Raw genomic sequence first — 25,916 nt, 5'->3', positions numbered from 1 at the left:
ACCCTTGCGGGGTTCGTCAATGCGAGCCGCCGGCCCGAAGCGAACCTCGAGCCGGCACAACTGCTTTCGTCCTAATTGCCAGACATCGCCTTCAGATTGGCGGCATAGGCGTCGACGTCATCCTTGCCGATGATCTTGGTCGGGATGATGATCAGGCCGTTCTCCGGAATACCCGACTTGTCGCCCTCGAGATAGGCAGCCATCAGCTTCATGCCTTGGTAGGCCCACTCGAACGGCTGCTGCACGACGGTGGCGGCAACGGTGCCTTCCTTGACGCCGCCGAGCGTGATCGGATCGTCGTCGAAGCCGACGACCGTGATCTGGCCGAGCTTGCCGGCGTCGCGCAGCGCTTCATAAATGCGCGGGGTGTTGTAGGAATAGAAGCCGACCATGCAGGTGACGTCTGGGCTGGCGACCAGCGCGTCCTCGACGTTCTTCTTGGCGCGGGCCTGGTCGATGTCGTCGCCACGCACGTCGATCAGCTCGATCTTGGTGCCGGCGAGCCCTTCCTTCATGCCTTCGATGCGCTCCTTGGCATTGTCGGCGCCGAGCAGGCCGACGAAGCCGAGGCATTTGCCGCCGTCGGGCATCGCCTTCTTGGCGATCTCGGCCGCCTGCTTGCCGGCATCGATGTTGGACGAGCCGATATAGGCGATACGCTTGGTCTGCGGCGCGTCGCTGTCGGTGGTGAACAGCGCCGTCTCCGAGGCGATCTTGTTGAGCCCGTCGGTGGAGGTCTTGGGATCGACGGCCGAAACCATGATCGCCTTGACGCCGGCCGTCACCAGATCGTCCATCAGCCGCTGCTGGATGGCGACCGACGACTGTTCCGGATATTTGAGCTCGAGATTGTAGTTGGGCAATTCGGCCTGGGCCTTCTTGACGCCGGCTTCGGCCGCCTTCCAGAAATCGGAAGCGCCGTTGACGACGAAGGCCAGCGTCGGTTTGTCCTGGGCACCGGCGATCGCCGTGAAGGACAGACCGAGAGCCAGGGCCGCTGCGGCGACGGACACATTTCGTATCGCAGATTTCATGTTCAACCTCCCGTTTGATTCAGTCATTTTCGCTGATCTGAACTTTGTCGAATGCGGCTTGGACGCCCTCCTCCTCAAGGGTGCTGGCAGCGAAAGAACGGCGCCATCCCAGCCGCGATTTTGGACTTTAGAGACTCATTGGCAGTTCGTATAGTCGGATTTGTCTGACATTTCAGTAATTGCGTGGCGTTGCTTTGCCGGCCCAAGAGCCCGGATGCCGCGCCACACGCCTGCTTCCCGTCATGGCCCGTTCGGTCCCGAGCCGGGCATGACGAATTGAGAATAGAACGCTTACTGCTATTAGTAAATAGTATTAGTCTCTGGTTGGAAACCTGGTTGTCGCTGGCGAATGGCTGCCTGCCGTGTGGTGAGAAAGGGAACCTTGAAATTGGATCACGTTCCCAGCAATCGATCTTCCAGAACCGCGTATCGCTGTCTCCGCGCTGCTAGCCATTCGGCTGCCAGGATGATAATAATGATTAATCGAGTGCCTGTTTTATAAATGCGAAGCGCCGTCCGCCGTCCTGCCGTCTTTAATGATGTCCCAGGACGACCGCTGGTTAGCCAAGCCGGGAATATGGAATACAATGCCATGAGCGAACCAACGGATCTGCGCGATCCTCCCCTCGAAGCCTCCCGGCGCCGAAAGCCATCGGCCAAGAATCCCAAGAGTCGCGTCACCATGACCGATATCGCCAGGGCCGCCGGCTGCTCGCAGGCAACGGTTTCGTTCGTCCTCAACAACACGCCGGGCATAAGGCTCTCGCAGCAGACCCGCGATCGGGTGATTGAGGCCGCGCGGGGTCTCGGCTATGCGCCACCAGCCTTCTCTGCTCTTCGCAGCCCTATCGCCTCGTTCGAAGGGCTGGACGGGGTGATCGGCTTCGCAGTCGATCAACTGGCGACCAGTCCCGAGGCAGTCGTCGCCATAGAAGGAGCGCGCCAAGCCTCGTGGAATGCCGGGAACGTCGTGCTGGTCGCTCAGACTTTGGGTGATTCCGTCATGGAGCCGCGCGCGATTGCGGCACTGACCAAGCGAGGCATTTCGGCGCTGATCTACATGACCATCTTCACGCGCGAGATCGCCGCGCCCGACTATCTCTACGACCTCGATATCCCGGTCATCCTGCTCAATTGCTATACCGCCGACTACGCCTTCCCCGCCGTGATGCCGAGCGAAATCGCCGGCGGGCAGAGTTCCACCCGCCACCTGATCAGCCATGGCCACCGCCGCATCGCCACCATCACCGGCGAGCCGTGGATGCAGGCGGCGCAGGATCGGCTGAAGGGCTACCGCCGGGCGCTGGCGACGGCCGACATCCCGTTCGATGCGGAGCTGGTGGTCGAGGGCGACTGGTCAGCGAGCGCCGGCTACGCCGCGACCGTCAAGCTTCTGGCGCTCAAGGACCGCCCAACCGCAATCTTCTGCCAGAACGACCGAACCGCCATCGGCTGCTACGAAGCGCTGAAGGAAGCCGGCCTGCACATCCCTGGGGATATTTCCGTGATCGGCTATGACGACGAGGAAATCGCCCGGCATCTGTTCCCACCTTTGACGACGTCGATCCTGCCGCATATGGCGATGGGGCAATGGGCGATCGAGCAATTGGAAGTCCCTGCACCGCCCGGCCGCGGCCGCTACCCCATTACCAAGCTTGAATGCCCGCTGGTCGAGCGGGAATCGGTCAGTGCCGTGGCGCCTGGGCGCACACACGGACTGACAGCCAGCTGAGCACCTCCAGACTTCCGTCAATGCAAACGCCGTACTGATGCCGCTCCAAGCCAGACAAGCGCCCCGCAAAGGGCGGTGGCCCCGAAATTGTCGCCTGGCGTGGTGGATCGGCATCCTTGTGTCCAGAGTTCTGCGGATTGACATACAGTTTCGCCGTCTTCATGCGCCGCAACGATATCGCCCGGTATTGGCTGTCGCTGTTTTCGGCCGAGGGCGAAGCGCCATGAGCCAACTTCCAACTCGCATGGCGAACGGCATCCTTAAGCATCGGTGCGGGAAGGGAATTGCTCACCCCAACGGCATAACGCCTCTGCTCCAGCATTGAGCGCCGCTCCGCTTTCTGTCAACGAATAGACGACCTTGGTCGGCGATCCCGGATAGACTTCTCGGTTCACAAGCCCGTCAGCCTCCAGTTCGCGTAATTGCTGCGTCAGCATCTTTTCACTGATCGCCGGAATGGACTGCCTCAATCGGCCGAACCTGCGAGACGCCGTTCCAAGCTCACAAAGACTATCCACTTTCCACTTCCCTTCGATCGCCTTGATCGCCGTTGCGAAGCCGCAATTGCCCGTCGGCTCATTCATGATGCTCTCCTTACCGTTGGGTAACCACTTACCTCCAGGTGCGTATTGTGCGCCCCATTCACTCCGACATACCTCTGCCCTTGACCGCAAACATTGGCGCCGCTCGCCTATTGGCGTCTATTGGCATGGAGTGTTGCAATGAAGCTTTCAATCAGCGTTGTCGGGACGGGTCGTATGGGATCGGCGCTCGCCCGCTTCCTGCTCCGGTCGGGATATCGGACGACGGTCTGGAACAGGACGAAACAGAAGGCCGAACCGCTGGCCACGCTCGGCGCCACTGTCGCGGGGTCCGTCCTGGAAGCTGTCAATGCGGCTGAAATTGTCATTGTGAACGTAAGCGACTACCAGGCAACCGCTGCAGTTCTGCACGACGATGCTGTTGCTTCAGCTATTCGCGGCAAGCTGGTCGTGGAACCCACTTCGGGAACGCCGCATGGCGCACGTGCAGCCGCTGAATGGTTTGCCGAGCACGGAGCCAGCTATCTCGATGGCGCAATCATGGCCACGCCGGATTTCATCGGCACAGATGCCGGGACGATACTGATCTCGGGGCCAAGCCAGGCTTTCGACGCGAACGAGGAGATGTTTCGTGCCTTGGGCGGCAATGTCCAGCATATCGGGGAAGAGCCGGGACGTGCGAACGCACTTGATAGCGCGTTGCTTGCTCTCATGTGGGGCGCGCTGTTCGGCACGCTGCATGCGATCGCCGTGAGTCAGGCCGAAGAGATCGACCTCGGCGAGTTGGCTCGGCAGTGGACCGCAACAGCGCCTGTTGTTGACGGGCTTGTCGCCGACCTGATCAAGCGAACGGATGCTGGCCGTTTTGCCAGCGACGATGAGACGCTCTCGTCGATCTCCCCGCATTACGGCGCATTCCAGCATCTTTTGGAGCTGATGGAGGCGCGCAAGATCGACCGCTCTGTGGCCGACGGTTACGACGCGATCTTCCAACGGGCGATTGCAGCTGGCCACTTACATGATGATTTCGCAGCGTTGTCGCAATTTCTGGGAAGTCCGGATAAGAGATCTCTCCGATCTGGAGTGCGAGGCGGATCCCTTCTGACTGGCTGAGCGGATTTGGTCTCCGGCCTTATTGAGGCGGACCACGCTTTGCCGTCAGCCAGCGGGATCGGGCTTTGTTGTCCGAGCATGGGCCGGTCAGACCAGTGACCTACTTGGGGGAATAGAATGCCTTTGACGCTTCTCATCGATTCGTATTGTGCTGCTTGGTCCGATCAGAACGCCGAGCAGCGGCGGGCATTGCTGTTACCGATCTGGAGCGATGGCGCGACATACACAGACCCTACAGTCCATGCGACTGGCGCGGAAGAACTGCTCGCGCACATCGCAAGAGTTCTGGCCAAGCGTCCCGGTGCCCGCATCCTACGGACAAGTGACATGGATGTTCATCATGGGATCGCACGCTTTGCGTGGAAGTTTGTGATGCCTGATCGATCGTCCTTCCCTGAGGGTTTGGACATAGCCTTCCTCGACCCTGGTCATAAGCGAATAACGCGTATCATCGGCTTTTTTGGGCCGTTGGCACGGTCAAGCTGATCGACCAGCGCGTGCCAGCCCGTGCGCCACCAGCCGATCGATAATCTCGCAATAGCGACGCCGCTTGCCGCCATCGCCTTGGAATACATGCTGATATCGGTGGCGAGGATGGGACGGAATGCGACTGGGGCGAAGTGCTGGCCGCCAAACCGCATCGTCCTGGCATGGCGGATTCGCGCCGACTGGCAATATGATCCGTCGCTGCTGACCGAAGTCGAGGTCAAGTTCTCCGAGGCCGGCGAGAACGCGACTCGCGTCGAGCTCGAGCATCGTCAGCTTGAGAACATGGGCGCGGCCGGTGAAGCGGTGCGTGAGATCTTCGAATCCGATCGTGGCTGGTGCGGTATCCTGCAAACTATGTCCGGTTGATCGAGAAGCGGTAGGCTGCCAACCGATCGGCCAACTGACTTACCCTTTGAGTACGTGAAAGCTGCGCTTCAATTCGCAACGCAAGTGCTATAGTGAGACCAAGAAAGCGGTTCGCCGCTTACCGAGGCAACGAAAGCGAAAGCGTATTGGTCGCAGTGGATGCAAGCCGTAGCGATGGGATGAGACGAGGCGGCCGAGGACGGGACGGGCCCGTCGTCGTGCTCAGCCTGGGTGCCGGTCTGCGGCTGCTGGCTTCGTTGCTCTTTCTGATCTGGACCATTCCTGCGGCAACAGCCGACCAGGTTGCGCAAGACCTAGCCGAAGGCCAAATCGGCGCGACCGAGCCGGTCACACACCCGACTGCCCTTGCCCGCAGCATTGCGCGCCATGTCGGTGCTGAGACTTCCCGTGTCAAGACACCTGTCATTGCGAGAGATGGCAAACCGTTTTGCATTATCCCGGATTTGCGGCTGCCGCTCGAAACCGCGTCAGCCGCGCCGTTTGGCATATGGTCTGACGGCCGGCCGGAACTGTCGCCGATCCGCGCCTTTGATGCGCGCGCGCCTCCGCTTCTCACGGCGTGAACCTGGCCGCGACCGCGGCCCTAGACCCGCAAAACTTTCACACCGCGTTCCGTTCGTCGAGTTGCTCGCCGATCGGAACGCCAAAGCTCTTGTCGGAGGCGGTTTGCGCCCGATATGGGCTGAACGGACAAGAACATGCTGCATTTTTCGCGCTGGAAGACCATTCTCATCTGGCTGACGGTCCTGGCCGGTATTCTTTACGCAGCTCCCAATTTGGTTCCCGCCTCCACTCTGGCATCGCTGCCGAATTGGCTGCCAAAGCAGCAGCTGACGCTGGGGCTCGACCTGCAGGGCGGCTCGCACATCCTGCTCCAGATCGATCGGCAGGACCTTGCCAACGAACGTCTCGAATCGGCACGCGACGAGGTCCGCACGTCGCTGCGCGATGCCCAGATCGGCTATACCGGGCTTGCCGGCACCGCCAATTCCATCCAGGTCCGCATTCGCGACCAAGGCCAGATCGAAGCGGCGAAGAGCGCGCTCGAAAGATTGGCGCAGCCGATCTCGACGGGCATGTTCATGAGCGGCTCGGTGACCGAGATGGAGATGACCGAGCCGGAACCGGGCCTGCTGCGCTTCACGCTGACCGAAGCCGGGATCGACTACCGGATCGCCGCGGCGCTGACCCAATCGATCGAGGTGGTGAGCCGGCGCGTCAACGAACTCGGCACGACCGAGCCGATCATCCAGCGCCAGGGATCGGACCGCATCATGGTCCAGGTGCCGGGCCTGCAGGATCCGCAGCGGCTGAAGGATATCCTCGGACAGACGGCTAAGCTGACCTTCCAGATGGTCGACCAATCGATCCCGGTCGAGGAGGCGATCTCCGGCCGCCCGCCGGCGGGCTCGACGGTGATGTATTCGACGGAAGAGCCGCGGGTTCCGCATCTGATCGAGAACCGGATCATCGTTTCCGGCGAAAACCTTGTCGATGCGCAGGCAACCTTCGACCAGCGCACCAACGAGCCGGTGGTCTCGTTTCGCTTCGACAGCCGCGGCGCCACCCGCTTCGGTCAGGCTACTCAGGCCAATGTCGGGCGCCTGTTCGCGATCATCCTCGACAACGAGGTGATCTCCGCGCCGCAGATCCGCGAACCGATCCTGGGCGGCACCGGGCAGATATCCGGCAGTTTCACGGTGGAGAGCGCGAACGATCTTGCGGTCCTGCTGCGCGCCGGTGCACTGCCTGCCGACCTCACTATCGTCGAGGAGCGCACCGTCGGTCCGAGCCTCGGCAGCGATTCGATCGAGGCGGGCCAGTTCGCGGCAATCATCGCCGGGGTCCTCGTCGTCGGCTTCATGCTGTTCGCCTATGGGCGACTGGGGCTGATCGCGAATATCGCGCTGCTGGCGAACGTCGCACTGATCATCGCCGTCCTGTCCGTGCTCGGGGCGACGCTGACGCTGCCTGGCATCGCCGGCATCGTGCTGACGATGGGCATGGCGGTCGACTCCAACGTCATCATCTTCGAGCGCGTCCGCGAAGAGAACCGCCAAGGGCGCTCGATCGTGCAGTCGATGGATTCCGGGTTCAAACAGGCGCTGGCGACTGTCGTCGACGCCAATGTGACGACGCTGATTGCCGCCGTCATCCTGTTCTTCCTCGGCTCGGGGCCGATCAAGGGGTTTGCCGTCACCCTCGCCATCGGTATCGTCACCACCGTGTTCACGGCGTTCACGCTGACGCGTTGGCTGGTCGCGTTCTGGCTTCGCCGGCAGCGGCCGAAAACCATGCCCGCCGGTGTCATGCGGCTGGTGCCCGACGACACGCGCGTGCCGTTCATGGCCTTCAGAAAATACGCCTTCACGCTGTCCGTGCTGTTGTCGATCGCTTCGGCGGTGCTGTTCTTCACTGTCGGCATGAACTACGGCATCGACTTCCGCGGTGGTTCGAGCATCGAGGTGCAGGCAAAGGGCCAGCAGGCCGACATCGGCGACATCCGTGAGCGGCTGACGGGTCTCGAACTGGGCGAGGTGCAGGTGCAGGAGTTCGGCTCGGCCCGGGATGTGCTGATCCGCATCGGCACCCAGGGGGGCGGCGACGTTGCCGAACAGTCCGCCGTCGAGAAGGTAAGAAGCGCGCTCGAAACCGACTACGAGTTCCGCCGCATCGAGGTTGTCGGTCCGACAGTGTCCTCCGAACTCGCGTTCAACGGCACAATGGGCGTGCTCGCCTCGCTGCTGGCGATGCTCGTCTACATCTGGATCAGGTTCGAGTGGCAGTTCGGGCTCGGCGCCATCATTTCGACGTTCCACGACGTGATCCTGATGGTCGGCTTCTACGTCGTCGCCGGCATAGAGTTCAATTTGACCTCGATTGCCGCGATCCTGACTATTGTCGGCTATTCCATCAACGATACGGTTGTCGTCTATGACCGGGTCCGCGAGAATCTGCGCCGCTATAAAAGGATGCCGATTGCCGAGCTGCTCGACCTGTCGATGAACCAGACGCTGGCGCGAACGGTCCTGACCGGCGTGACCACGCTGTTTGCGCTGGCGGCGCTTTCGATCTGGGGCGGCGAGGTGATCCAGTCCTTCACAGTCGCAATGATCTTCGGCATCCTCGCCGGGACCTATTCCTCCATCTTCGTCGCCGGGCCGCTGCTGATCCTGTTCAAGCTCCGGCCGGGCGCCCTCAGCCAGGAGGAAGCCGCAGTGGCGAAAGAGCCGCCAGCGCAACAGGCCTTGTAATGGGCGGTGCCATCTCTTTGGGTCCGCTGTAGCTCCAGCGCGGCCGCCTGCTCCAGGCTGACACCCGGGACGAGCGGGTCCGCGTGACGGTGGTCGAGCCGCCATTCGCGTTCGTCCGAGCGATGCACCGCTCAGCCGGCAGAATTGCATGTTGATCTTGATGAAGCCAATGATATGATTTCAGGGATATGCTGAATGAAATTGATCTTTCGCGCACCGATCTCAATCTCCTCGTCCTCTTCGAGGCCGTGCTCGGAGAGGGCCACGTGGGCCGGGCGGCGGACCGGCTTAACCTGACGCCATCGGCAGTCAGTCACGGACTCGGCCGGCTGCGCCGGCTCCTCAACGATCCGCTGTTCCTGAGAACGCCCAAGGGCGTGGTGCCGACGGCGCGTGCAACGGAACTGGCCGCGCCGATCGCCGACGTTCTGGCGCGCGTGCGCAGCGTGATGGCGACTGCCGCGCCCTTCGATCCCGCCACGGCCATGCGCCGGTTCGCAATCGGCGCACCGGACGGTGTCTCAGCCGTGATCCTGCGCCCGCTCCTCGCCGAACTCAGCCGGATTGCGCCACGCATCGACGTCGGCGTGCGTCAGATCTTGCCCTCGCCAGCCCGCGTCTGGCGGAGCGCGATTGTCGATCTCGAGGCGCACGCCATCGATATCGCGATCATTCCGTCCGACGACATCCCGCCTCGCTTCGAAAAGCGCTGCATCTACGAGGAAGACTTTGTAATTGCCATGCGCCCTGGACATCCGTTCGCGCGTGATCCGAGCCTGGAGCGATACTGCAGCATGCAGCATCTGGTCGTCTCGGACAGCGGCGATCCTTACGGCTTCGTGGATGAACAACTGGCCAAGCAAGGCCGGGCGCGACGGGTTGCGCTGACGGTTCCGAACTTCATGTTTGCGCTCGCGGTCATCGCCGAGACCGACCTCATCTCGGCCCTGCCGCGGCGGTTCGTTGCCATGCATGCGGCGCGTTTCGGCGTGCTGAGCCTCGATGCCCCGTTGCCGTTGCCCGGCTTCCGGCTCAACGCCGTCGCTCCCAAGGTCGCGATGATGGATGCGGGCGTGGCATGGCTCTTCGATCTGCTTGCGGAGCAGACTGCGCAGAAGCACCCCAGCGGCTTGCCCGCACGAAGTCGGCAATCATAGCTCGGAAAGCTTCGTCGGCGCCGCCAGCGTGGATGAAACTGACAATTGCGTTTCCCCTGCAGCGCTACTCCGCGGGAGTTGGGAAGTGCTTTCCAAGCCGGGTTCGCCATTTTGGCTCCTCCCGTTTTGCGATGCTTGCGGCATCGACCGAGCGATCGCCGGCAGCATCTTTTTTACTGAATCTCCTTTCCTTGCGGTTTGGCTGGTGACGGATGCGCCGTCACGACAAGGCGATGCGACCGTCCCTGCGGCGCAGTTTCGTCGTGATAGCGGGCCGCCAGCGTGGTGATGGCCTCGGTCAATTCACGCGTGAACGAGGCGCGGTCGGCGGCGGAGCGGAAGCGGATTTCGGTGTCGATCGCCAAGGTCGCCAAGCGCTTGCCGGCATCGGTGGCGGCGCGCTGGAGAACTCCGATCTCCCGCACCAGCCGGGCGCCGAGCGCGATCAGGTAGCTTGCCGACAGGCGGTCCGGGGTGCTGTCCGGATCGGCGCCGACCGGACCCAGTGCGCTCGTCGAGACGACATAGCTTGTGGCGCTCGCCACCATGAGCCGCTCCGTCAGGCCACCCCACTTGCGCGTGTCTGCAACTTGGACAAGCCCGTGCTCCTCCAGAGCATGCAGGTGGTAATTGATCTTCTGCCGCTTGAGGCCGAGGCGTGTGGCGAGGGTAGCGGCCGAGGCCGGCTCCCGCAGTTCTGAGAGGAGTTGACTCCGAACGGGCTCCAACGCGGCGGCGGCCGCGCTCGGCCGATCTATGACTTCGATATCGAGCATGCAGCCCTCACATTGACAATCTTTCCTGTCAATGCGCGTTGACGAGTGTAATTGTCAAGAGCGAAAGGGCCGCTTCGTCCGAACTTTCCAGCTGGCTGCGGCTGCAGCAAGCGAGCCAGCTATCGCCCACTGCGGAGTCGATTCGTCCCGCAGACGGCCCCGCACGGGCAATTGCAATGACGGTGCCGTTCGTTGTAGCCATTGCGACCGCTTGATTTTGGAGGAGACGCAGCATGGACCGATTCACTGGCGGTTGCCTGTGCGGCAACGTCCGGATTGTGGCGTCGGGACTCCCGTACCGGGTCGGCATTTGTCATTGTCTCGACTGCCGCAAGCATCATGGCGCCCTTTTTCACGCTTCCGCGGTGTTCCCCCAGGATGCGGTGACGATAGAGGGCGAAACGCGCGACTACGCCGGGCGGTTTTTCTGTCCTCGTTGCGGCTCGACAATTTTTGGACGCACCGCCGACGAGATCGAAGTGAACCTGGGATCCCTGGACGCCCCTGATCAGCTGATGCCAACCTACGAAAGCTGGATCATCCGTCGCGAGTCCTGGTTGCCGCCGTTTCCGCTGACCAGACGGTACGAGCGCGATCGTGACGCCACGAGTCGCTTTGAGGAATAGGTCGCACGAACGGTGCGAAGGCGTTTGGGAGGCCGGCGCCTCACTCCGGAAGACCGGCCTTGCGGAAGCCGTCGACGAAATGCTCGAGCGTCGCAGCGTCGCGGAATGGCTCCGTCGCGGTCCAATGGCGCGTGGTGAAATGCGGGTTGCCGACGAGGAACAGTTCGGCCTCTGCGCGCGCCTCGTCGAGCCGGCCCAGCTGGGCAAGGCTTGCCGCCAGGAAGCGGCGTGAGCTTGTACGATACGTCTCGTCCCTGCGCAGTGTTTCGACAGCGGCCTCGTATTGGCCGGCCGCATATTGCGCCTGGCCGAGCGTCAGATAGTACCAACTTGCCGGAAACGGGTTCAGCCGGAACGCCTTGCGAATGTGCTCAAGGCCTTCCTTGACCCGACCGGCCAGGACCGCGATGTCGGACAATGCCGCCCAGGCATCGGCCTCGTTCGGGTCGAGCTCGATCGCCCTGGCGAATTCCGCATCCGCCTCGGCAAAGCTGCGCTCATAGGCAAGCAGGTAAGCCAAAACCCAACGGCAGCCGGCATCGTTCGGGTCGATCGCCACGGCTTTGCGCGCCAGTTCCAACGCAACGCTACGGGATGTTTCGGTAGGTCCGCCGGAATGCACCCATCCCATCCAGTGGTTCATGGCAAGCCAGCGATAGGCCTCGGCATATTCCGGATCGAGCGAAACCGCGCGGGTGAGCATCAGATGCGCTTCGCGCGCCGTCTGCGGCGTGTCATCCATCAGCTTGCGCGCCCGCACGCAGAGATCGTAGGCCTCAAGACTTTTGGGCCGGTTGCGCGGCGGCGGTGCGCGCAGCCTGCCGAGCAACGCCTCGACGATCTTGCCGGTGACCTCGTCCTGAACGGCAAAGATGTCTTCCAGGCTGCGATCGAAGCGTTCTGCCCACAAATGGTCGCCGCTCACTGCGTCGACCAGCTGGGCGTTGATGCGCACGCGCCCCGCAGCACGTCGTGCGCTCCCCTCCAGCAGGTAGCGCACGCCGAGATCCTGCGCGATATCGCGCACGTCCATCGCCTTTCCCTTGTAGGCGAAGGCCGAGTTGCGTGCGATGACGAACAGCCCGGAGATCCTGGACAGGTCGGTGATCAGGTCTTCGGTCAAGCCATCCGCGAAGGATTCCTGCTCGGGATCGTTGCTGACATTGACGAAGGGCAGCACCGCTATCGATGGCTTGCCGGGCAGCGGCAAAGGTTTTCGCTTCGCGCCGAGCTGTTCGACGGCCCCCGTGAAGCGGTAGCCGACGCGCGGAACCGTGGCGATCCATTCGCCGCCATCTGCAGCCGGGCCAAGCAGCTTTCGCAGCACCGCGATCTGTACGGTGAGGTTGCCTTCCTCGACGGCCGTGCCCGGCCACGCCGCGTCCATCAACTCGGCCTTCTCAAGGATTTCGCCGGCTCGTCCAACGAGCGCCGCAAGCAGCTTTAACCCGCGGTAGCCTACGGCAACGGGGACATCGTTGCGAAGCAGCGTTCCCGCACCGGAATCAAGCACGAACGGACCAAAGGCAAAGCGCGATCCCTGCATGCGGCGTATCTATAGCCCGTTTGGAAGTTTTGAGAACTATTTGGCAGAGCTTAATTACGACGCTGTTCGTATCCTGCAGAATTCAGCCTCTTTCAGGTCAAAGGTCCCTGGACCTCAAACCTATGGAGGTTGCTATGAACGATACTCTTGCATCGGCCCCGCATCAGGCAGGGGCAACGCCCGTCGAGCCGGCGGGAATATTGCGTCGGCAACACAGCCTGGCGACCCTGCGAAGCATTATCGCGGCGTGGGACGAGCGGAAACGCTTTCGCTGGGAACTTGAGCAAATGGCGAAGGACAATCCCCATTTGATCGACGACATCGGTCTGACGAGACGACAGGTCGAGGCAGAGATCGCCAAGCCCTTCTGGCGACGATAATCCTCGTCGCCGCAGGGTCGCGAAGCCGATACCGTCATCGTCGCCCTTGGTGCGCCAAAAGCATCTCGGTGCGAGAAGCTGGGCCGCCGATCCGGTCCAAAATCGAGCGCTCGCGTGCGTCAGCGGGGCGGCTTTTTCCTAAAGCGTGTCGCGTTTGCCCGGCCTCATGCGACGCGCTTTAGGTTGTTGTTTTTATGCATGTCGTTATCGCAAAACCGCTACGCACTTTTGCGCGACATGCATTAGTCGTCGTCGTCGTCATCATCGGTGTAGCGGTCGCGATAGCGGCGACGATCATAGTCCTGGTGACGACGGGAGGATCGGTCCTCCTGGTAAACCCTGCGTTTGACGTAGGTCTCACAATAGTCATCTTCACAGTAGGTCTCGACAATCCGCTCACGCACAACGCCGTTGTTCGACGAGCTATTCGAGCTGGTGTTCGAGGACTGGCTGCCCGCGTGGGCAACGACTGTCGCCATCATCGTCGCTGATGTCACCAGTAGGAACTTCATACGCATGGCTGCCTCCATTTTTGGCTGGATAGCGCAACTCAAAGCCAAGTCGAGGTGAACTCAACGGCTGGGCATGCGGAGCGTGCACTGCAGTCTAGCCCAAAGTGTGGCTTGGCGCGCCGGACAGGATGAAACTGGGGTCTCGTACATTGTTGCTGCGCCTTTCTGAGATCACCGCTCGGAGCGGTCCGACTTGCGCCCCATAAACTGCCCTCGCCGCCCCAGCCAAGATCGGACCAACTGGTCATTGGTCAAGGGGAAGCGAAGTGACCTCATGCAGAATTCGAGCGCTCATCGGCTTCGGCGCAACCCGGCCGCGCCACTCCTGGGCACGGGGGCTCAGGGTAGCGGGATGGGCTTGTCACTGAGTGTGCGCAAGTAGGCAATTATGTTTGTTCTTTCAGTCTCGTCCGGAGCACCCGGCACTTCCATGTAAACGCCCGGCGTCGTGAGCATGGGCTCAAGCAGAAATTTGTTCAGGTCCTCATATGTCCAGACACCCTGCCATGCCAGCAAGGCGTCGGAGTAACGCCGCTTGGCCACAGATGCTTTGTCGCGACCGACGACGTTCCACAAAGTCGGTCCCTGATTGGCCCCTTCGTCCGGCACGGCATTGTGGCAGTAGGCACAGAGGCGGGAGAAGGAGGCTCGGCCTTTCTCCACGTCGGCGGCAGCCAACTTCTTCGCGATCGGGGCTGGTGTTGGCAAGACGACGCCGTGCGCCATGAGATAATCAGCCACTTCGCGTTGCCCCTTGAATTTCGCCAGATGGAGCGATGTCTTGCCGTCCTTTGTCTTCGCATTCACATCCGCGCCGGCCTCAACCAGTGCCTTCACGCAATCGAGGCAACCGGATCTGGCGGCGATGTGAAGGGCGTTTTCGCGGTTGCGCTGCGAATTTGGATTTGCGCCCCTCTCCAGCAACAGATTGATCAAATCGATCCGGCGTTTTGCCAGAGCCGGCATGAGGGCAGGACCCAAACCCGGCGTCGGGGCGGCGTTGACGTCGGCACCGCGTTCGATGAGCAGTTTTGCCGCCGCAAAATGCCCGCCCCTGACCGCAAGATAGAGTGGTGTGGCTTGCCCATCGCTCTCATCGACATTGGCGCCTGCGTCGAGCGCTGCCGCAATCGCCGCGACATCGCCCGTTTTCGCGGCGTCGTGGATGGCGGCGGCATGCGATGCAATCGGTGCAAGCACCAACAGAATGAACAGCAAAACCCCGCGCATCCGGCACCCCACTGTCAAACTGGAGGACGGCCAACAAGGCGCTCGTTCGACAGTTCGTCGACGATATCCTCGTCATCGGCCGTTGGAAAGTCTCGTCGGGTATATCGTCAGCGACGTAAAAGTGAGAACCGCAGTCGCTTCATCGCGGCGATCATTCCGGCTGACCCGAGCAATGGACCTGTTCACCCCAGCGGCATAAGCCCTCTGCCCCGGCACAGAGCGTCGATCCGCTTTCCGTCAACGAATAGACGACCTTCGCCGGAGAACCGGGATGGACTTTTCGGTTCACAAGCCCGTCTGCCTCAAGTTCTCGCAGCTGCTGCGTCAGCATCTTTTCGCTGATCGCCGGAATTGACTGCCGCAGCCGGCCGAACCTGCGTGGTGTCGCGCCGAGCTCGCAGATGATGTCCAGCTTCCACTTGCCGGAGACCATCTTTATCGCGGTTGCAAAACCATTCTCGGCGGGTTTGTTCACCTTGCCCTCCTTACCGGCAGGTAACCACTTACGCATCCGTGCGTATTGGTGTCGCGCTTCCCAAATCATAGCTCTTCCTCGGAACGACAAGCGAGCCGAGCGTTGCGCCAATCAAAATATGGGATGTCGGAATGATGCCTGCAATCGGTGCCTGGACACTGGACGTATGGGATAGGCGCTCGCCCGCGCGCTGCTTGAAGCGGAATATCGCACGACCGTCCGGGACAGGACAGCAAAAGGGACAGGAAGGCGATCGAAGCCTTCATCATCAACCAATCATGGGACGCCTCCGAAAAGCGAACTCCTGCTTCGCCGGCGCGAAACAACAAATCACGTCGGCGAGGCTCGATTGACGACCGCTGGAAGCGGTGGCCGTTTCATGACCAACAGTATTTTTAGGAGAAAAAGCATGAGGAATGCAAAACCGGATACAATGCAGGCCGCCGCCATCGACCGGTTCGGTGGAGCCGAGTTGGTTACTGTGCGAGCCGTGCCAGTGCCCGAGGTCGGGCCGAGCGATGTCCTAATCCGCGTCGAAGTGGCGGGCGTGGCCTCGTGAGACGCGCTCGGCGTGAGGGTCTCTACGACGGGGCTTTCGGAATGCCGTCGACATTCCCCTATGTGCTCGGCTGGGACTGCGCGGGCGCAGTCGTCGCCGTTGGCAGCCAGGTTAGCCGCTTCAAGGAAGGCGACCGGGTGTACGCTGCATCCATGCCACTTCCCAAGGGTGGAACCTACGCCACCTACGCAGTAACGGATGCGGACAACGTGTCGCTCATCCCCGCCAAGCTCACGATCGAGCAAGCCGGCGTCATGGGCTGGGATGCGTTGACCGCGCTCAGCGGCCTGGAAGAGGTCGGCCTAAAGCAGGGCGATGCAATAATGATCTTCGGCGCCAGCGGCGGTATCGGGCACATGGCCATCCAACTCGCAAAACGATTGGGCGCCCGCGTATTGGCGGTGGCTTCGGGCGATGACGGCGTGGCGCTATCGCAGCGGCTGGGCGCCGACGCCATCGTCAACGGGCGCAGGGACGACGTGGTGGCGGCCGCTCGTGAATTCGCCGCCGGCGGCCTCGACGCTGCCCTTGTCACCGTAAGCGGTGAGGCGGCCGACCGCGCGCTGACGTCAGTGCGCGACGGCGGTCGGGTCGCCTGCCCGCACGGCGCGATGCCCGACCCAAATGTCCGGCCCGGCGTGGAGCTCATTCGCTACAACGGCGCCCGCAGCCAGGACGCGACCGACAAGCTTAACCGCCTGATCGACTCTGGCCCGTTCGACGTCCATGTCGCCCGTACATTCCCGTTCGACAGGGTTGTCGATGCGCACCGAGCGCTTGCCACCCACTACGTCGGCAAGCTCGCTTTGCGGGTGAGCTGAGCAAAGGGTGGACCCATCAGACATCACCAGGCGTTGCGACGGCGGAACAGGATTATGACAGCCATGGAAATGTGCTGGCGCTTTCCCATCCGCCGATCGCCGCTGATCTGCCAGAAACAAAAAAATGTGCTGCCGTTTGCGGTCACCGACTATCGGCTGCAAATGGCGCGTCGGAGAGGATGAAACTGGGCACCGCTATGTCATTGCTGCGCCCATTGATTTCTAAGATCACTTCTCGGAGCGGAGGATCGGCTTTGCGCCACTTGCCGACCTCAGCACCTCTAAGCTCGAACGTCTGGTGTGATGCGGGCGTTCGTAGGGCATCTCGCTGTTACATCGCGGTGACAAAGCACCCGCCACGGTGGCGTCAACCGGTTACACAGAGCAGGAAATATTTCCGGCCTTCTGGGAGAGTGGTCAGCGTCCCAGAGGCTGCGTGGGCGTGTCGTCGGTTGGCTGTTAGCGCGGCGACTGGAACGCTCCACGTCTCGCAAGCGGGATAGCGAAGTCTCGTGAAGGCAGGGTCAGCTGCGTTCTCCGTTCTGTATCGGCGACGACTGGGAGAGATGGGTACCATGCATATAGGGCGTCCGGAAGTTAGCAGGACATGGACGCGGGGCGGCCCGCGTGCAGGCGCTTGGCTGAGCGGTGCAATAACCACGCAGCGCCGCCTCGCAGCGATCCTGGCTTGCGACGTGGTCGGCTATTCGCGCCTGACGGAGCGCGACGAGCGCGGCACGCTCGAGCGGCTGAAGATCTACCGCAAGGATCTCCTCGAACCGCTGGTCTCCGAGCACCAGGGTCGGATCGTCAAGCTCACCGGCGACGGCATGCTGTGCGAGTTCGCGAGCGTCGTTAACGCGGTGACCTCGGCGATGGCGATCCAGCAGGCCCTGGCAGAACACGAGGCGGAGACGCCTGAGGAAGAGCGTATTCGCTTCCGCATCGGCGTCAATCTCAGCGACGTGGTCTGCGAGGAGGACGGCGACCTCTACGGCGACGGGGTCAACATCGCCGCCCGCCTCGAAAGCATCGCCGATCCCGGCACCGTGGTCGTCTCGGGCACCGCCTACGACCACCTTCAGGGCAAGCTCGACTACGGCTTCACGCCGCTCGGCGACCTGCGCCTCAAGAACATCGAGCGGCCTGTGCGCGCCTACCGCGTCGAGACCGACGCCAGCGCCTCGGTGGCTGCACTGCCTTCCCTGCCCGAGAAGCCCTCGATCGCGGTTCTGCCTTTCACCAACATGAGCGGCGACCCCGACCAGGAATACTTCGCCGACGGGCTGGTGGAGGACATCATCACGGGATTGAGCCGGGTGAACTCCTTCTTCGTGATCGCCCGCAACTCGTCCTTCACCTACAAGGGCCGGGCGGTGGACTTGCGCCAGGTCGGGCGCGAGCTGGGCGTCCGCTACGTGCTCGAAGGCAGCATCCGCAGAGCAGGATCGCGGGTCCGCATCAGTGGGCAGTTGGTGGACGCGATCAGCGGACACCATGTCTGGGCCGACCGCTTCGAGGGCGACGTGAGCGACATCTTCGACCTGCAGGACAAGGTGACCGAGAGCGTCGTCGGCGCCGTCGAGCCGAGCATCCGGCTGCAGGAGATCAAGCAGGCGCGCATGAAGCCGACTGACTACATCAGCGCCTACGACCTCTACCTTCGCGCGCTGCCGCGCTTCTACAGCATGACGCGCGAAGGCTTTGCCGACGTGCGCCGGCTCACCAACGAGGCGCTCAGCATCGACCCCTGCTTCAACTTGGCGAAGGCACTCGGCGCCTATATCCGCAGCCTATCCGTGAGCCAGTGCTGGCACGAGCCCGACGATACCCGGGTCGCCGCGCGCATGGCGCGCGAGGTACTGGCGGAAGCGCGCGACGACCCCACGAGCCTACGCTTCGCCGCGCAGGTGATCGCCTACAGCGCGAAGGACTACGAGATGGCGCTGGGCACGATCGAACGATCCCTGCTGCTCAACCCCAATTCGGCGCAAGGCCATACGGGCAGCGGCTGGGTGAACGCACATTCCAGCCGCCCGCTCGTCGCGATCGAGCACTTTCACAGGGCAATGCGGCTGAGCCCGGTCGACCCCGAGAAGGGCATCGCGCTCTCCGGCATCGGGATGAGCTACCTGATGCTCGAGCGCTACGAAGAAGCGCTGGCATGGGGAGAACGCGCGCTGCACGAGATGCCGAACTACGGCTCCTCGCACCGGGTGGTGATCATGGCGCTGGTCAAACTCAACCGGCTGGACGAGGCGCAGGCGGCGGCGCGGCGGCTGATGGAGGCGTTCCCGACCTACACGCTCACCCTGCAGAGACAGATCAACCCGTGGCGGGACAAGGTGTTCGCCGAGAGTTACGTCGAGGCGCTGGGCATCTCCGGCGTGCCGGAGTGATCGTCGCGGTTGCAAAGATGCCCCCCTGCGCGTCACGTCCGGCCAGGCGACGTCCCTTGATCCCGCGTCGCTTCTGGAAGGACAGTTCTCTGGCCGGCTGCCCGAGGACTGAGCGCTCCGATTGGCGCGCCGAAGAGATTCGAACTCCTGATCCCCAGATTCGTAGTTACCAATGTCAAAATAGTCGTTTTAAATCAATTGTTTAGTCAAAACATTGTTTTCCGGAAGCCCTGGAAAACCAAGATCTCGGATCGCCTATAGAGTAGAGGCTGCGTCTCGCGCACGGTTCGGTTCGCACGATCGATCCAGCTGTTGCCGATTGAGCAGCATGGAATCACCGAATTCATGCGCGCGGTATCGGTGCGCGGCGAAGGCTGCGGAGGCGTTGGCGAGCAGAGCATCTTCGGCAAAGGCGCGCAGGAGTTCGAAATGGCTTTCGCCCGGCTGGTGGACGCCTGTGAGAATCGCATCGACCACGCGAAGCGGCGTGTCCCGCGAGATGCGGCCCGTCGCAATGCCATTTCCTGCACGCACGCTGCCATCGGGATTGGCGGCCGCCTCAAGCGCGCGCACTACGCTCGTGCCGGCCGCGATGATGCGGCTGCCGCGCTGCTTCGCCTGCGCGACCTGCGCCGCGGTGTGCTCGGAGATGCGGTATGGCTCGTCGAAGGGAAGGCGCGAGTCGAGCGCGTGATCCCCGGTGGAGGAAATGCCCGCGGCATGCGTGAGTGTTGCGAAGCCGACATCATGCCGCCGCCAGCTTTGAAGCGTGCGCCAGTCGAGCGCAAAGCCTGCCGATGGCGCCTCGAACGCGACCGGCCGGGCGGCAATCTTCGTCCAGACATCCCAAAGTGCCAACGGCTCGGGAACATGCGCGTATTGGATCGGCCGGCCGTGCTGCGCCAGTCCTGCAAGCACAGCTGCGCGGTTGCCCAAGAAGCGCAGCTCGAGAAGGCGGGGATGGTCGAGAAGGCGCTCCACAACGGCTTCAAGCGGGCCGAGCCGGAGGCGATTGCCCGGTGACAGTGGAGGCGCAGGCAGCCGATCTTCGGTGCGCGTGCGGTGATCGCCCGCGCCGAAGGCAATCGCCACGAAACGCGTTGGATCGGCAAGTGACAGCCAGCCCGCCAGGCGGATCTCGATCGCTTCACTGCTGGGAACATGCGTGCCGTACAAGCTGGCAGGCAAGGTCGCGGCGTCATTGGCGACGACCAGGTCGCCGGGCTCGAACAGCTTCGCGAGCTCAGCGCGCGGCACGTCGGTCATCGCGCCGTCCGCCATGACGACCAACAGCCTGGCGGAGCGCCGATCCGGATGGTCGGCGGCAATCATCCACGTGCCCCGGCGCGAAGTGCTGCGCCAGCCGGCAACGCGTCAAGCAGCTTTTCAATGATCTCGGCAGCTGCCAGATCGGGATGCTTCAAGGTGGCCGGATCGGCATCAGGAAGCGCCAGCGCATGCAGCGGGGTGTCCATATCGCCGGGGTCGAGCGCGAGGAACCTTATGCCATCGTCTTTCGCCTCCTCGTCCCAGATCGCCGTCAGATGGGCAAGAGCGGCCTTGCTCGCGCCATACGCGCCCCAGCCAGGATAGGCGTTCACCGCCGCGTCGCTGGAGATGTTGATCACCAGCGCGCCACGGCCCTCGCGCGCCGACGTGGCAAGCGCACCGAACAGCGCTCTGGTCAGCCGAAACGCGCCGACGAGATTGACCGCAAGCGCCTTTTCCAGATCCTCGCACTCGGTGTCGGCAAGCAGCACAAGAGGCACCGGCCCGAGGCTCGATGCATTGTTGATCAGGACATCGAGCCCGCCGAGGCTGGCGGTGACCTGCAACGCGATCGGGTAGATGTCGTGCTTCTTGCCGAGGTCGCCGACAATGCCGTGTGCGCCCGTCTCGTCAGCGATGCGCTCGACGTCCGCGGCAGTGCGTGCGACGAAGGCGACGCTCGCACCCTGCGCGGCGAGCTGCCGCACAAGCGCCAGCCCGAGACCGGACGTGCCACCCGTGACCGCTACGCGAAGTCCGTGGAAATCCATGTTCGTCAGCATTGCCGATGCTCCTTCCATCCGTGCAAGCCAATGCTACAAGCTCAAGTTAACTTGAGGTCAAGCATTCATTGCGTGGATCGATCTTCCCTTCTCCCCTTGTGGGAGAAGGTGGATCGGCGCGTAGCGCCGAGACGGAAGAGGGGTGCTGGACGGAGTGCGGCAGAGCCAAGCTGGAACACCCCTCATCCGACCTCGCTTCGCGAGGCCACCTTCTCCCACAAGGGGAGAAGGGAGAGCGCAGGGCGCAGCCGCGATCGGTGCCGAGTCGGCGCGAGACGCCGGGTGCCGCCAGCGTTCAGCTGCGGTATTGTTCGTCGCTGACTTTCTCCAGCCATTCGACCGGCTTGCCATCAAGCGATTCCTGGATAGCGAGATGGGTCATCGCCGTGGTCGCAGACGCGCCGTGCCAATGCTTCACGCCAGGCGGAATCCAGACGACGTCACCTGGCCGGATTTCTTCGACTGGCGTGCCTTCGCGCTGGACCCGGCCGAGACCGGCCGTGACGATCAGCGTCTGGCCGAGTGGGTGCGTGTGCCAGGCGGTGCGGGCGCCAGGCTCGAACGTGACGCTGGCGCCACCGACGCGCGCCGGCTCGGGCGCCTGGAAGAGCGGATCGATGCGCACGGTCCCGGTAAAGTAGTCGGCCGGCCCGGGGCCGGACGGCTGTGATCCAACTCGGGTGATCTTCATTGTCTCATTCCTTCCTTGGACAGAAGCTGCGCCAACCTGGCCTGCTGCAGCCACGGCAGCGAAAGCACTCGTCGCGGCAAGGACGTCTCTGCGGGTGATGATCATGTCTCAAGCCCCTTCGTTTTCGACGAGGTGGATCAGAGCAGCTTGTCCGGCGTGATCGGCAGTTCGCGGACGCGCTTTCCGGTAGCGTGGAAAATGGCATTGGCGATCGCTGGCGCGACGCCGACCAGCGCGATCTCGCCGAGGCCCTTCACGCCAAGAGGGTTCACGTGCGGGTCGTGCTCATCGACGAAGATCACGTCCATGACAGGCGGCGCGTCGGCGTGCACCGGCACGGCGTATTCGGCGAGATTGGCATTGGTGACGCGCCCGTTGCGGGGGTCGACAACCGAGTGCTCCATGAGGGCCATGCCGATGCCGCCGATCATGCCGCCGATGCACTGGCTGCGCGCGATCTTCGGGTTGACGACGCGGCCGGCGCCATAGGCGCCGACCATGCGCCGCACGCGCGTCTCGCCGAGATCGGGATCGACGGCAACCTCCACGAACACGGCGCCAAAGGCGTGCATGGAAAACCGCTTCGTCTCATCTCCGGGAGCGACGTCGGCGGTTGCCTCGATGACTTGGCCGAGACGCTCCATGGCCTCTTCAAGATCGTTGGAGCCGGCGCGTGCCAGCGCGTCGTCGCGCGCCTTGCGGCAAGCCGCCTGCACCGCACTGCCGACGCTCGCCATGGTCATGGAACCGCCGTGGATAGGGGCGCGCGGCAGGCGGGTGTCGCCAAGCGTGAACTTGACCCGCTCGATCGGCAGGCCCAGCGTGTCCGCCGCGACCTGCGTCATCGATGTCCATGTGCCGGGTCCCATGTCGCTCGCTGCGCTCATCACTTCGGCAGTGCCGTCCGGCAAGAGCCGGGCCAGGGCCGAGGCGGGTGCATAGTTCATCGGATAGGTGGCGCTGGCCATGCCCCAGCCAATCAGCGAGCGCCCGTCGCGCATGGAGCGCGGCGCGGCGTTCCTTTGTGCCCACCCGAAACGCTCGGCGGCGGCCCGGTAGCATTCCCTGGTCGAACGGCTTGAGAACGGGAGATCCCTAAATTCGTCCCGGTCCGGCTCGTTGCGCAACCGCAGTTCGACGGGATCCATGTTCAGCGCGACCGCCAACTCGTCCATGGCCGATTCCAGGGCATACATGCCGCTCGCCTCACCGGGCGCGCGCATGTAGGTCGGCGTGTGGACGTTCATCGGCGCGATGCGATGGCGCGTGTGGACGTTCGGGCAGGAGTGCAGGAACCGGGTCGCGCTGAGCAGCGCCTCGGTGAACTCCTCGTAGGTCGAGGTCTCCTGGTGGCCCTCGTGCCGGATGGCCTGGAGCTGGCCGCCACGGGAGGCGCCAAGCGCGGCCCGCTGCACCGTGTGAGGACGGTAGCCGACGCCGTAATACATTTCGCGCCGCGACAGCACCAGCTTGACTGGCCGTCCGGCTACACGGGCGCCCAGTGCCGCCAGCGTGACATGCGGCCAGCAGCGCAGCGCCGAACCAAACGCGCCGCCGACGAAGGGCGAGATGACCCGCACGTTCTCGGCAGCGATGCCGAACACGGCGGCGATCTCCTCGGCAACATTGTGCACCCACTGTGTCTTGTCCCACAGGGTCAGGCTGCCGCCCTGCCATGAGGCAATGGTGGCGAACATCTCTATCGGATTGTGGTTCTCGCGCGGGATCACATAGGTCTGGTCGACCCGGAATTCCGCTTGTTCGAAGGCGCTGTCGGGTTCGCCTCGCCGTATCTCCCACTCCGCCGGTTTCCCGGTAGGCAGAACTGGATCGACGCTTTCCATGTCGGTGGCCGCCGCTTCGTGCCGGTAGGTAACCCGCACGACCTCCGCCGCGTAAACCGCCTGTTCAAGCGTCTCGGCGACCACCAGCGCGATCGGCTGGCCCTGGTGAGTCACTCGGTCGTCCTGCAGCACATGCAGGCGCTCGCCAACGGCTGCGTCGGGGAGGCCCTTATGCGGCTGGTAGGCGAGCCTGGGCGCGTTGCTGTGCGTCACAACCGCGATTACGCCGGGCGCCCGTTCGGCCTCCGCCGTGTCGACGGATGCAATGCGGCCGTTCGCGACAATGCTCCTGACGACGGCGGCATGGGCGAGGTTGGGTACCTCAAACTCGGCGGCATAGGTCGCGGCGCCGGTAACTTTCAGGCGGCCATCGACGCGGCTGACGGATTTTCCGATCAAGGCAGCAGTCATGCGCGTGCTCCCGCGATTTCGACCGCACGCACGATGGCGCGCTGCATGAGTTCGATCTTGAAACCGTTGTGGCCGCGACCCCGTGTGCCGTCTGCTGCGAGCGCCGCCGCCTGGCGGAGCACCGCTGGCTCGATGTCGGCGCCGGCGAGCGCGGTCTCGACGTTCGGCAGGCGCCAGGGTTTCGTTCCAACGCCGCCGAGCGCTACGCGGGCCTGCCGGATGCGAGCGCCGTCCGTCTCGATTGCGACCGCGGCCGAGACCACGGCGAACTCGAAGGAGGCGCGATCGCGTACTTTGAGATAGTGAGACCGCAGTCCTGCCGCATTGGCCGGGACCGTGATCGCGGTGATCACTTCGCCCGGTTCCAGGACGGTTTCGAGGTGCGGCGTATCGCGGGGAAGGCGATGGAGATCGGAGAGCGGCACGGAACGGTCACCGCCAGCTCCTCGGAGCTCGACCGACGCATCGAGCGCCACCAGGGCAACTGCGAGGTCCGACGGGTGAACGGCGATACAGTCGTCGCTCGTGCCGAGCACTGCGTGCCAGCGGTTTTCGCCGTCCAGGGCGGCGCAGCCGGAGCCAGGCACGCGCTTGTTGCATGCCTCGTAGCCGACATCGCGAAAGTAGGGACAGCGTGTGCGCTGAAGCAGATTGCCGCCCATGGTCGCCTGGTTGCGGACCTGCGGGCTCGCCGAATTCAGCAGCGCCTGGGAAATCAGAGGGAACTGCTCGACCACAGCTTGATGGGCGGCCACCTCCGCCATCGTGGCGGCGGCGCCAAGCCTCAGGCCTTGCGGACCGATCTCGATGCCGTCGTCGAGAACTCCCGCGAGGCTCACAAGCCGATCCGGTCGGCGGACATACTCCTGCAGAAGCTGCACCATGTCGGTGCCGCCGGCGATGTATTCGACCGGCGCATCATTGCGGCCGGCTTGGGCGCCGAAGCTGAGTGCGGCAGAGAGATCCCGCGGACGTTCGAGCACAAAGGGATGCATGGCTCAGCCCTCCTGCGTCGAGTTGGACACGGCAGCCGCGTCCTGGATGGCCGCGACGATATGGTCGTAGGCGCCGCAACGGCACAGATTGCCGCTCATCCATTCGCGGATCTCCTGTGGCGACCCGGCATGGCCTTCGCTGATGCAGGCGACGCCGGCCATGATCTGCCCCGACGTGCAATAGCCGCACTGGAAGGCATCGCGCTCGATGAAGGACGCCTGCAACGGGTGGAGCTCATCGCCCTGCGCCAATCCTTCGATGGTTTTGATGTCGCGGCCCTGAGCGAGCGCCGCGAGCGAGAGGCACGCCTTCACGCGCATGCCATCCATCAACACCGTGCAGGCGCCGCATTGGCCGAGGCCGCAGCCCTTCTTCGAGCCCGTCAGATGCAGGTGCTCGCGCAGCGCATCCAGCAGCGTCGTGCGCGGGTCGAGCGAAAGCCGGTGCTTCGTCCCGTTGATGCGCAGCGACACATCGAGCGGCGCCGTCGCGGCGCCGGCAGCCTGTGCCAGTGCCGGAGATATAGCTCCGGGCACGAATTGTTCTCCTAAAAGAGCACCGCCAGTCACAGCAGCCGCTTGCATGAGCTCCCGGCGCGTTATGTCCGAACTGGCTGTCGAAGTTCTTTGGCTATCAGACATGTCGATTGTCGCTTTCGTGATGATCCGCCAATTCGCGGCCCAAGATATGGATGGCCCCCGGCCCGAAGACACGCTGGGTGCGTGTGCGACGCTAAAAGCTTAGGACGCTTGAGGCGCCTTGATTAGCGCCCGCTCTCCGATAGGACCTATCGGTCGGGGCCATGAATGGCAGCGACGCGAATGAACTGCCGCCGGTTCTTCCTTCATCGTCATTGCTCAGCCGGGTTCGCGCCACCGTTTCGGGAAATTT

Annotated in this window: 25 protein-coding genes; 12 read left to right on the top strand and 13 right to left on the bottom strand. The window is 63.2% G+C overall.

Annotation, left to right across the window (positions count from 1 at the left end; all coding sequences use genetic code 11):
* Positions 1-71: 71 nt before the first annotated feature.
* A complete protein-coding gene (locus tag AC0L2A_RS06630) occupies positions 72-1,034 on the bottom strand; it encodes a sugar-binding protein (protein ID WP_023796948.1) in 963 nt (320 codons plus the stop codon).
* A gap of 592 nt (positions 1,035-1,626) precedes the next feature.
* Here AC0L2A_RS06630 and AC0L2A_RS06625 point away from each other — a divergent pair.
* Positions 1,627-2,766 (top strand): LacI family DNA-binding transcriptional regulator, encoded by a 1,140-nt coding sequence (locus tag AC0L2A_RS06625; protein ID WP_473608021.1) that lies wholly within the window; start codon positions 1,627-1,629, stop codon positions 2,764-2,766.
* A gap of 260 nt (positions 2,767-3,026) precedes the next feature.
* Here AC0L2A_RS06625 and AC0L2A_RS06620 read toward each other — a convergent pair whose 3' ends face one another.
* A complete protein-coding gene (locus AC0L2A_RS06620; RefSeq protein WP_473608019.1) occupies positions 3,027-3,350 on the bottom strand; it encodes a winged helix-turn-helix transcriptional regulator in 324 nt (107 codons plus the stop codon).
* 138 nt (positions 3,351-3,488) lie between these two features.
* Between AC0L2A_RS06620 and AC0L2A_RS06615 the strand changes: the two genes are divergently transcribed.
* The 5 genes from AC0L2A_RS06615 to AC0L2A_RS06595 all read left to right on the top strand — a co-directional run bounded on the left by AC0L2A_RS06615 (position 3,489) and on the right by AC0L2A_RS06595 (position 9,708).
* Positions 3,489-4,421: an NAD(P)-dependent oxidoreductase gene (locus AC0L2A_RS06615; RefSeq protein WP_473608018.1), complete on the top strand. Its 933-nt coding sequence runs from the start codon at positions 3,489-3,491 to the stop codon at positions 4,419-4,421.
* A gap of 117 nt (positions 4,422-4,538) precedes the next feature.
* The gene (locus AC0L2A_RS06610; protein WP_473608017.1) at positions 4,539-4,907 is read left to right on the top strand and encodes an SH2 domain-containing protein; all 369 of its coding nucleotides are present in this window, start codon (positions 4,539-4,541) and stop codon (positions 4,905-4,907) included.
* Positions 4,908-4,928: 21 nt separating this feature from the next.
* Positions 4,929-5,276 (top strand): SRPBCC family protein, encoded by a 348-nt coding sequence (locus tag AC0L2A_RS06605; protein ID WP_473608015.1) that lies wholly within the window; start codon positions 4,929-4,931, stop codon positions 5,274-5,276.
* Positions 5,277-5,995: 719 nt separating this feature from the next.
* Positions 5,996-8,551, top strand: a complete 2,556-nt coding sequence (gene secDF / locus AC0L2A_RS06600; RefSeq protein WP_287206071.1) for a protein translocase subunit SecDF — start codon at positions 5,996-5,998, stop codon at positions 8,549-8,551.
* A 188-nt stretch (positions 8,552-8,739) separates the two neighbouring features.
* Positions 8,740-9,708 carry a LysR family transcriptional regulator gene (locus AC0L2A_RS06595; RefSeq protein WP_091596487.1) on the top strand — a complete coding sequence of 323 codons (969 nt, stop codon included), beginning with the start codon at positions 8,740-8,742 and terminating at the stop codon, positions 9,706-9,708.
* Positions 9,709-9,881: 173 nt separating this feature from the next.
* On the opposite strand, the gene AC0L2A_RS06590 is transcribed toward AC0L2A_RS06595, so the two are convergent.
* On the bottom strand, positions 9,882-10,484 hold the full coding sequence (locus AC0L2A_RS06590) for an ArsR/SmtB family transcription factor (RefSeq protein ID WP_473608014.1): 603 nt from the start codon (positions 10,482-10,484) through the stop codon (positions 9,882-9,884).
* A gap of 233 nt (positions 10,485-10,717) precedes the next feature.
* Between AC0L2A_RS06590 and AC0L2A_RS06585 the strand changes: the two genes are divergently transcribed.
* Positions 10,718-11,110, top strand: a complete 393-nt coding sequence (locus AC0L2A_RS06585; RefSeq protein ID WP_123146189.1) for a GFA family protein — start codon at positions 10,718-10,720, stop codon at positions 11,108-11,110.
* A gap of 40 nt (positions 11,111-11,150) precedes the next feature.
* On the opposite strand, the gene AC0L2A_RS06580 is transcribed toward AC0L2A_RS06585, so the two are convergent.
* Positions 11,151-12,656, bottom strand: a complete 1,506-nt coding sequence (locus tag AC0L2A_RS06580; protein WP_473608012.1) for a winged helix-turn-helix domain-containing tetratricopeptide repeat protein — start codon at positions 12,654-12,656, stop codon at positions 11,151-11,153.
* A 134-nt stretch (positions 12,657-12,790) separates the two neighbouring features.
* Between AC0L2A_RS06580 and AC0L2A_RS06575 the strand changes: the two genes are divergently transcribed.
* Positions 12,791-13,036 (top strand): DUF1127 domain-containing protein, encoded by a 246-nt coding sequence (locus tag AC0L2A_RS06575; RefSeq protein WP_236393301.1) that lies wholly within the window; start codon positions 12,791-12,793, stop codon positions 13,034-13,036.
* Between the two features lie 242 nt (positions 13,037-13,278).
* On the opposite strand, the gene AC0L2A_RS06570 is transcribed toward AC0L2A_RS06575, so the two are convergent.
* From AC0L2A_RS06570 to AC0L2A_RS06560, 3 genes are all read right to left on the bottom strand, one after another.
* Positions 13,279-13,554: a hypothetical protein gene (locus AC0L2A_RS06570; protein WP_473608011.1), complete on the bottom strand. Its 276-nt coding sequence runs from the start codon at positions 13,552-13,554 to the stop codon at positions 13,279-13,281.
* 333 nt (positions 13,555-13,887) lie between these two features.
* Positions 13,888-14,778, bottom strand: a complete 891-nt coding sequence (locus tag AC0L2A_RS06565; RefSeq protein ID WP_473608010.1) for an ankyrin repeat domain-containing protein — start codon at positions 14,776-14,778, stop codon at positions 13,888-13,890.
* 151 nt (positions 14,779-14,929) lie between these two features.
* Positions 14,930-15,322, bottom strand: a complete 393-nt coding sequence (locus tag AC0L2A_RS06560; protein ID WP_473608008.1) for a winged helix-turn-helix transcriptional regulator — start codon at positions 15,320-15,322, stop codon at positions 14,930-14,932.
* A 340-nt stretch (positions 15,323-15,662) separates the two neighbouring features.
* On the opposite strand from AC0L2A_RS06560, the gene AC0L2A_RS06555 reads away from it, so the two are divergent.
* From AC0L2A_RS06555 to AC0L2A_RS06540, 4 genes are all read left to right on the top strand, one after another.
* Positions 15,663-15,812: a hypothetical protein gene (locus AC0L2A_RS06555; RefSeq protein ID WP_473608007.1), complete on the top strand. Its 150-nt coding sequence runs from the start codon at positions 15,663-15,665 to the stop codon at positions 15,810-15,812.
* Positions 15,813-15,853: 41 nt separating this feature from the next.
* A complete protein-coding gene (locus tag AC0L2A_RS06550) occupies positions 15,854-16,633 on the top strand; it encodes a quinone oxidoreductase family protein (RefSeq protein ID WP_473608006.1) in 780 nt (259 codons plus the stop codon).
* A gap of 54 nt (positions 16,634-16,687) precedes the next feature.
* Positions 16,688-16,816: a hypothetical protein gene (locus AC0L2A_RS06545; protein WP_023796963.1), complete on the top strand. Its 129-nt coding sequence runs from the start codon at positions 16,688-16,690 to the stop codon at positions 16,814-16,816.
* A 383-nt stretch (positions 16,817-17,199) separates the two neighbouring features.
* Positions 17,200-19,032, top strand: coding sequence for an adenylate/guanylate cyclase domain-containing protein (locus AC0L2A_RS06540; protein WP_473608005.1), 1,833 nt, complete (start codon positions 17,200-17,202; stop codon positions 19,030-19,032).
* Between the two features lie 255 nt (positions 19,033-19,287).
* Here AC0L2A_RS06540 and AC0L2A_RS06535 read toward each other — a convergent pair whose 3' ends face one another.
* The 6 genes from AC0L2A_RS06535 to AC0L2A_RS06510 all read right to left on the bottom strand — a co-directional run bounded on the left by AC0L2A_RS06535 (position 19,288) and on the right by AC0L2A_RS06510 (position 25,666).
* A complete protein-coding gene (locus AC0L2A_RS06535) occupies positions 19,288-20,364 on the bottom strand; it encodes an S-adenosylmethionine:tRNA ribosyltransferase-isomerase (protein WP_473608004.1) in 1,077 nt (358 codons plus the stop codon).
* Positions 20,361-21,083 (bottom strand): SDR family NAD(P)-dependent oxidoreductase, encoded by a 723-nt coding sequence (locus tag AC0L2A_RS06530; protein WP_473608002.1) that lies wholly within the window; start codon positions 21,081-21,083, stop codon positions 20,361-20,363. The genes AC0L2A_RS06535 and AC0L2A_RS06530 overlap by 4 nt, the downstream gene beginning before the upstream one ends.
* A 295-nt stretch (positions 21,084-21,378) precedes the next feature.
* Positions 21,379-21,774 carry a (R)-mandelonitrile lyase gene (locus AC0L2A_RS06525; RefSeq protein ID WP_473476599.1) on the bottom strand — a complete coding sequence of 132 codons (396 nt, stop codon included), beginning with the start codon at positions 21,772-21,774 and terminating at the stop codon, positions 21,379-21,381.
* A 137-nt stretch (positions 21,775-21,911) separates the two neighbouring features.
* A complete protein-coding gene (locus AC0L2A_RS06520) occupies positions 21,912-24,029 on the bottom strand; it encodes a xanthine dehydrogenase family protein molybdopterin-binding subunit (protein WP_473608001.1) in 2,118 nt (705 codons plus the stop codon).
* Complete coding sequence (locus AC0L2A_RS06515) at positions 24,026-25,024, bottom strand: FAD binding domain-containing protein (RefSeq protein WP_473608000.1); 999 nt, start codon at positions 25,022-25,024, stop codon at positions 24,026-24,028. The genes AC0L2A_RS06520 and AC0L2A_RS06515 overlap by 4 nt, the downstream gene beginning before the upstream one ends.
* Positions 25,025-25,027: 3 nt before the next feature.
* A complete protein-coding gene (locus tag AC0L2A_RS06510) occupies positions 25,028-25,666 on the bottom strand; it encodes a (2Fe-2S)-binding protein (protein ID WP_473607999.1) in 639 nt (212 codons plus the stop codon).
* Between the last annotated feature and the right edge of the window lie 250 nt (positions 25,667-25,916).

It is taken from the genome of Mesorhizobium sp. WSM4844 (genome assembly GCF_055811775.1).
Note: the sequence above shows the minus strand (reverse complement) of the source record. Positions and strands in the feature narration are given on the sequence as shown.

What these genes read in the sequence shown, in the direction of transcription:
- AC0L2A_RS06530 (WP_473608002.1), bottom strand. Translation starts at nt 21,083, where the DNA reads ATGCTGACGAACATGGATTTCCACGGACTTCGCGTAGCGGTCACGGGT.
- AC0L2A_RS06515 (WP_473608000.1), bottom strand. Translation starts at nt 25,024, where the DNA reads ATGCATCCCTTTGTGCTCGAACGTCCGCGGGATCTCTCTGCCGCACTC.
- AC0L2A_RS06535 (WP_473608004.1), bottom strand. Translation starts at nt 20,364, where the DNA reads ATGATTGCCGCCGACCATCCGGATCGGCGCTCCGCCAGGCTGTTGGTC.
- AC0L2A_RS06525 (WP_473476599.1), bottom strand. Translation starts at nt 21,774, where the DNA reads ATGAAGATCACCCGAGTTGGATCACAGCCGTCCGGCCCCGGGCCGGCC.
- AC0L2A_RS06540 (WP_473608005.1), top strand. Translation starts at nt 17,200, where the DNA reads ATGGGTACCATGCATATAGGGCGTCCGGAAGTTAGCAGGACATGGACG.
- AC0L2A_RS06585 (WP_123146189.1), top strand. Translation starts at nt 10,718, where the DNA reads ATGGACCGATTCACTGGCGGTTGCCTGTGCGGCAACGTCCGGATTGTG.
- AC0L2A_RS06560 (WP_473608008.1), bottom strand. Translation starts at nt 15,322, where the DNA reads ATGATTTGGGAAGCGCGACACCAATACGCACGGATGCGTAAGTGGTTA.
- AC0L2A_RS06590 (WP_473608014.1), bottom strand. Translation starts at nt 10,484, where the DNA reads ATGCTCGATATCGAAGTCATAGATCGGCCGAGCGCGGCCGCCGCCGCG.
- AC0L2A_RS06595 (WP_091596487.1), top strand. Translation starts at nt 8,740, where the DNA reads ATGCTGAATGAAATTGATCTTTCGCGCACCGATCTCAATCTCCTCGTC.
- AC0L2A_RS06630 (WP_023796948.1), bottom strand. Translation starts at nt 1,034, where the DNA reads ATGAAATCTGCGATACGAAATGTGTCCGTCGCCGCAGCGGCCCTGGCT.
- AC0L2A_RS06575 (WP_236393301.1), top strand. Translation starts at nt 12,791, where the DNA reads ATGAACGATACTCTTGCATCGGCCCCGCATCAGGCAGGGGCAACGCCC.
- AC0L2A_RS06510 (WP_473607999.1), bottom strand. Translation starts at nt 25,666, where the DNA reads ATGTCTGATAGCCAAAGAACTTCGACAGCCAGTTCGGACATAACGCGC.
- AC0L2A_RS06620 (WP_473608019.1), bottom strand. Translation starts at nt 3,350, where the DNA reads ATGAATGAGCCGACGGGCAATTGCGGCTTCGCAACGGCGATCAAGGCG.
- AC0L2A_RS06625 (WP_473608021.1), top strand. Translation starts at nt 1,627, where the DNA reads ATGAGCGAACCAACGGATCTGCGCGATCCTCCCCTCGAAGCCTCCCGG.
- AC0L2A_RS06545 (WP_023796963.1), top strand. Translation starts at nt 16,688, where the DNA reads ATGACAGCCATGGAAATGTGCTGGCGCTTTCCCATCCGCCGATCGCCG.
- AC0L2A_RS06565 (WP_473608010.1), bottom strand. Translation starts at nt 14,778, where the DNA reads ATGCGCGGGGTTTTGCTGTTCATTCTGTTGGTGCTTGCACCGATTGCA.
- secDF (WP_287206071.1), top strand. Translation starts at nt 5,996, where the DNA reads ATGCTGCATTTTTCGCGCTGGAAGACCATTCTCATCTGGCTGACGGTC.
- AC0L2A_RS06610 (WP_473608017.1), top strand. Translation starts at nt 4,539, where the DNA reads ATGCCTTTGACGCTTCTCATCGATTCGTATTGTGCTGCTTGGTCCGAT.
- AC0L2A_RS06550 (WP_473608006.1), top strand. Translation starts at nt 15,854, where the DNA reads ATGCCGTCGACATTCCCCTATGTGCTCGGCTGGGACTGCGCGGGCGCA.
- AC0L2A_RS06615 (WP_473608018.1), top strand. Translation starts at nt 3,489, where the DNA reads ATGAAGCTTTCAATCAGCGTTGTCGGGACGGGTCGTATGGGATCGGCG.
- AC0L2A_RS06570 (WP_473608011.1), bottom strand. Translation starts at nt 13,554, where the DNA reads ATGCGTATGAAGTTCCTACTGGTGACATCAGCGACGATGATGGCGACA.
- AC0L2A_RS06555 (WP_473608007.1), top strand. Translation starts at nt 15,663, where the DNA reads ATGAGGAATGCAAAACCGGATACAATGCAGGCCGCCGCCATCGACCGG.
- AC0L2A_RS06580 (WP_473608012.1), bottom strand. Translation starts at nt 12,656, where the DNA reads ATGCAGGGATCGCGCTTTGCCTTTGGTCCGTTCGTGCTTGATTCCGGT.
- AC0L2A_RS06520 (WP_473608001.1), bottom strand. Translation starts at nt 24,029, where the DNA reads ATGACTGCTGCCTTGATCGGAAAATCCGTCAGCCGCGTCGATGGCCGC.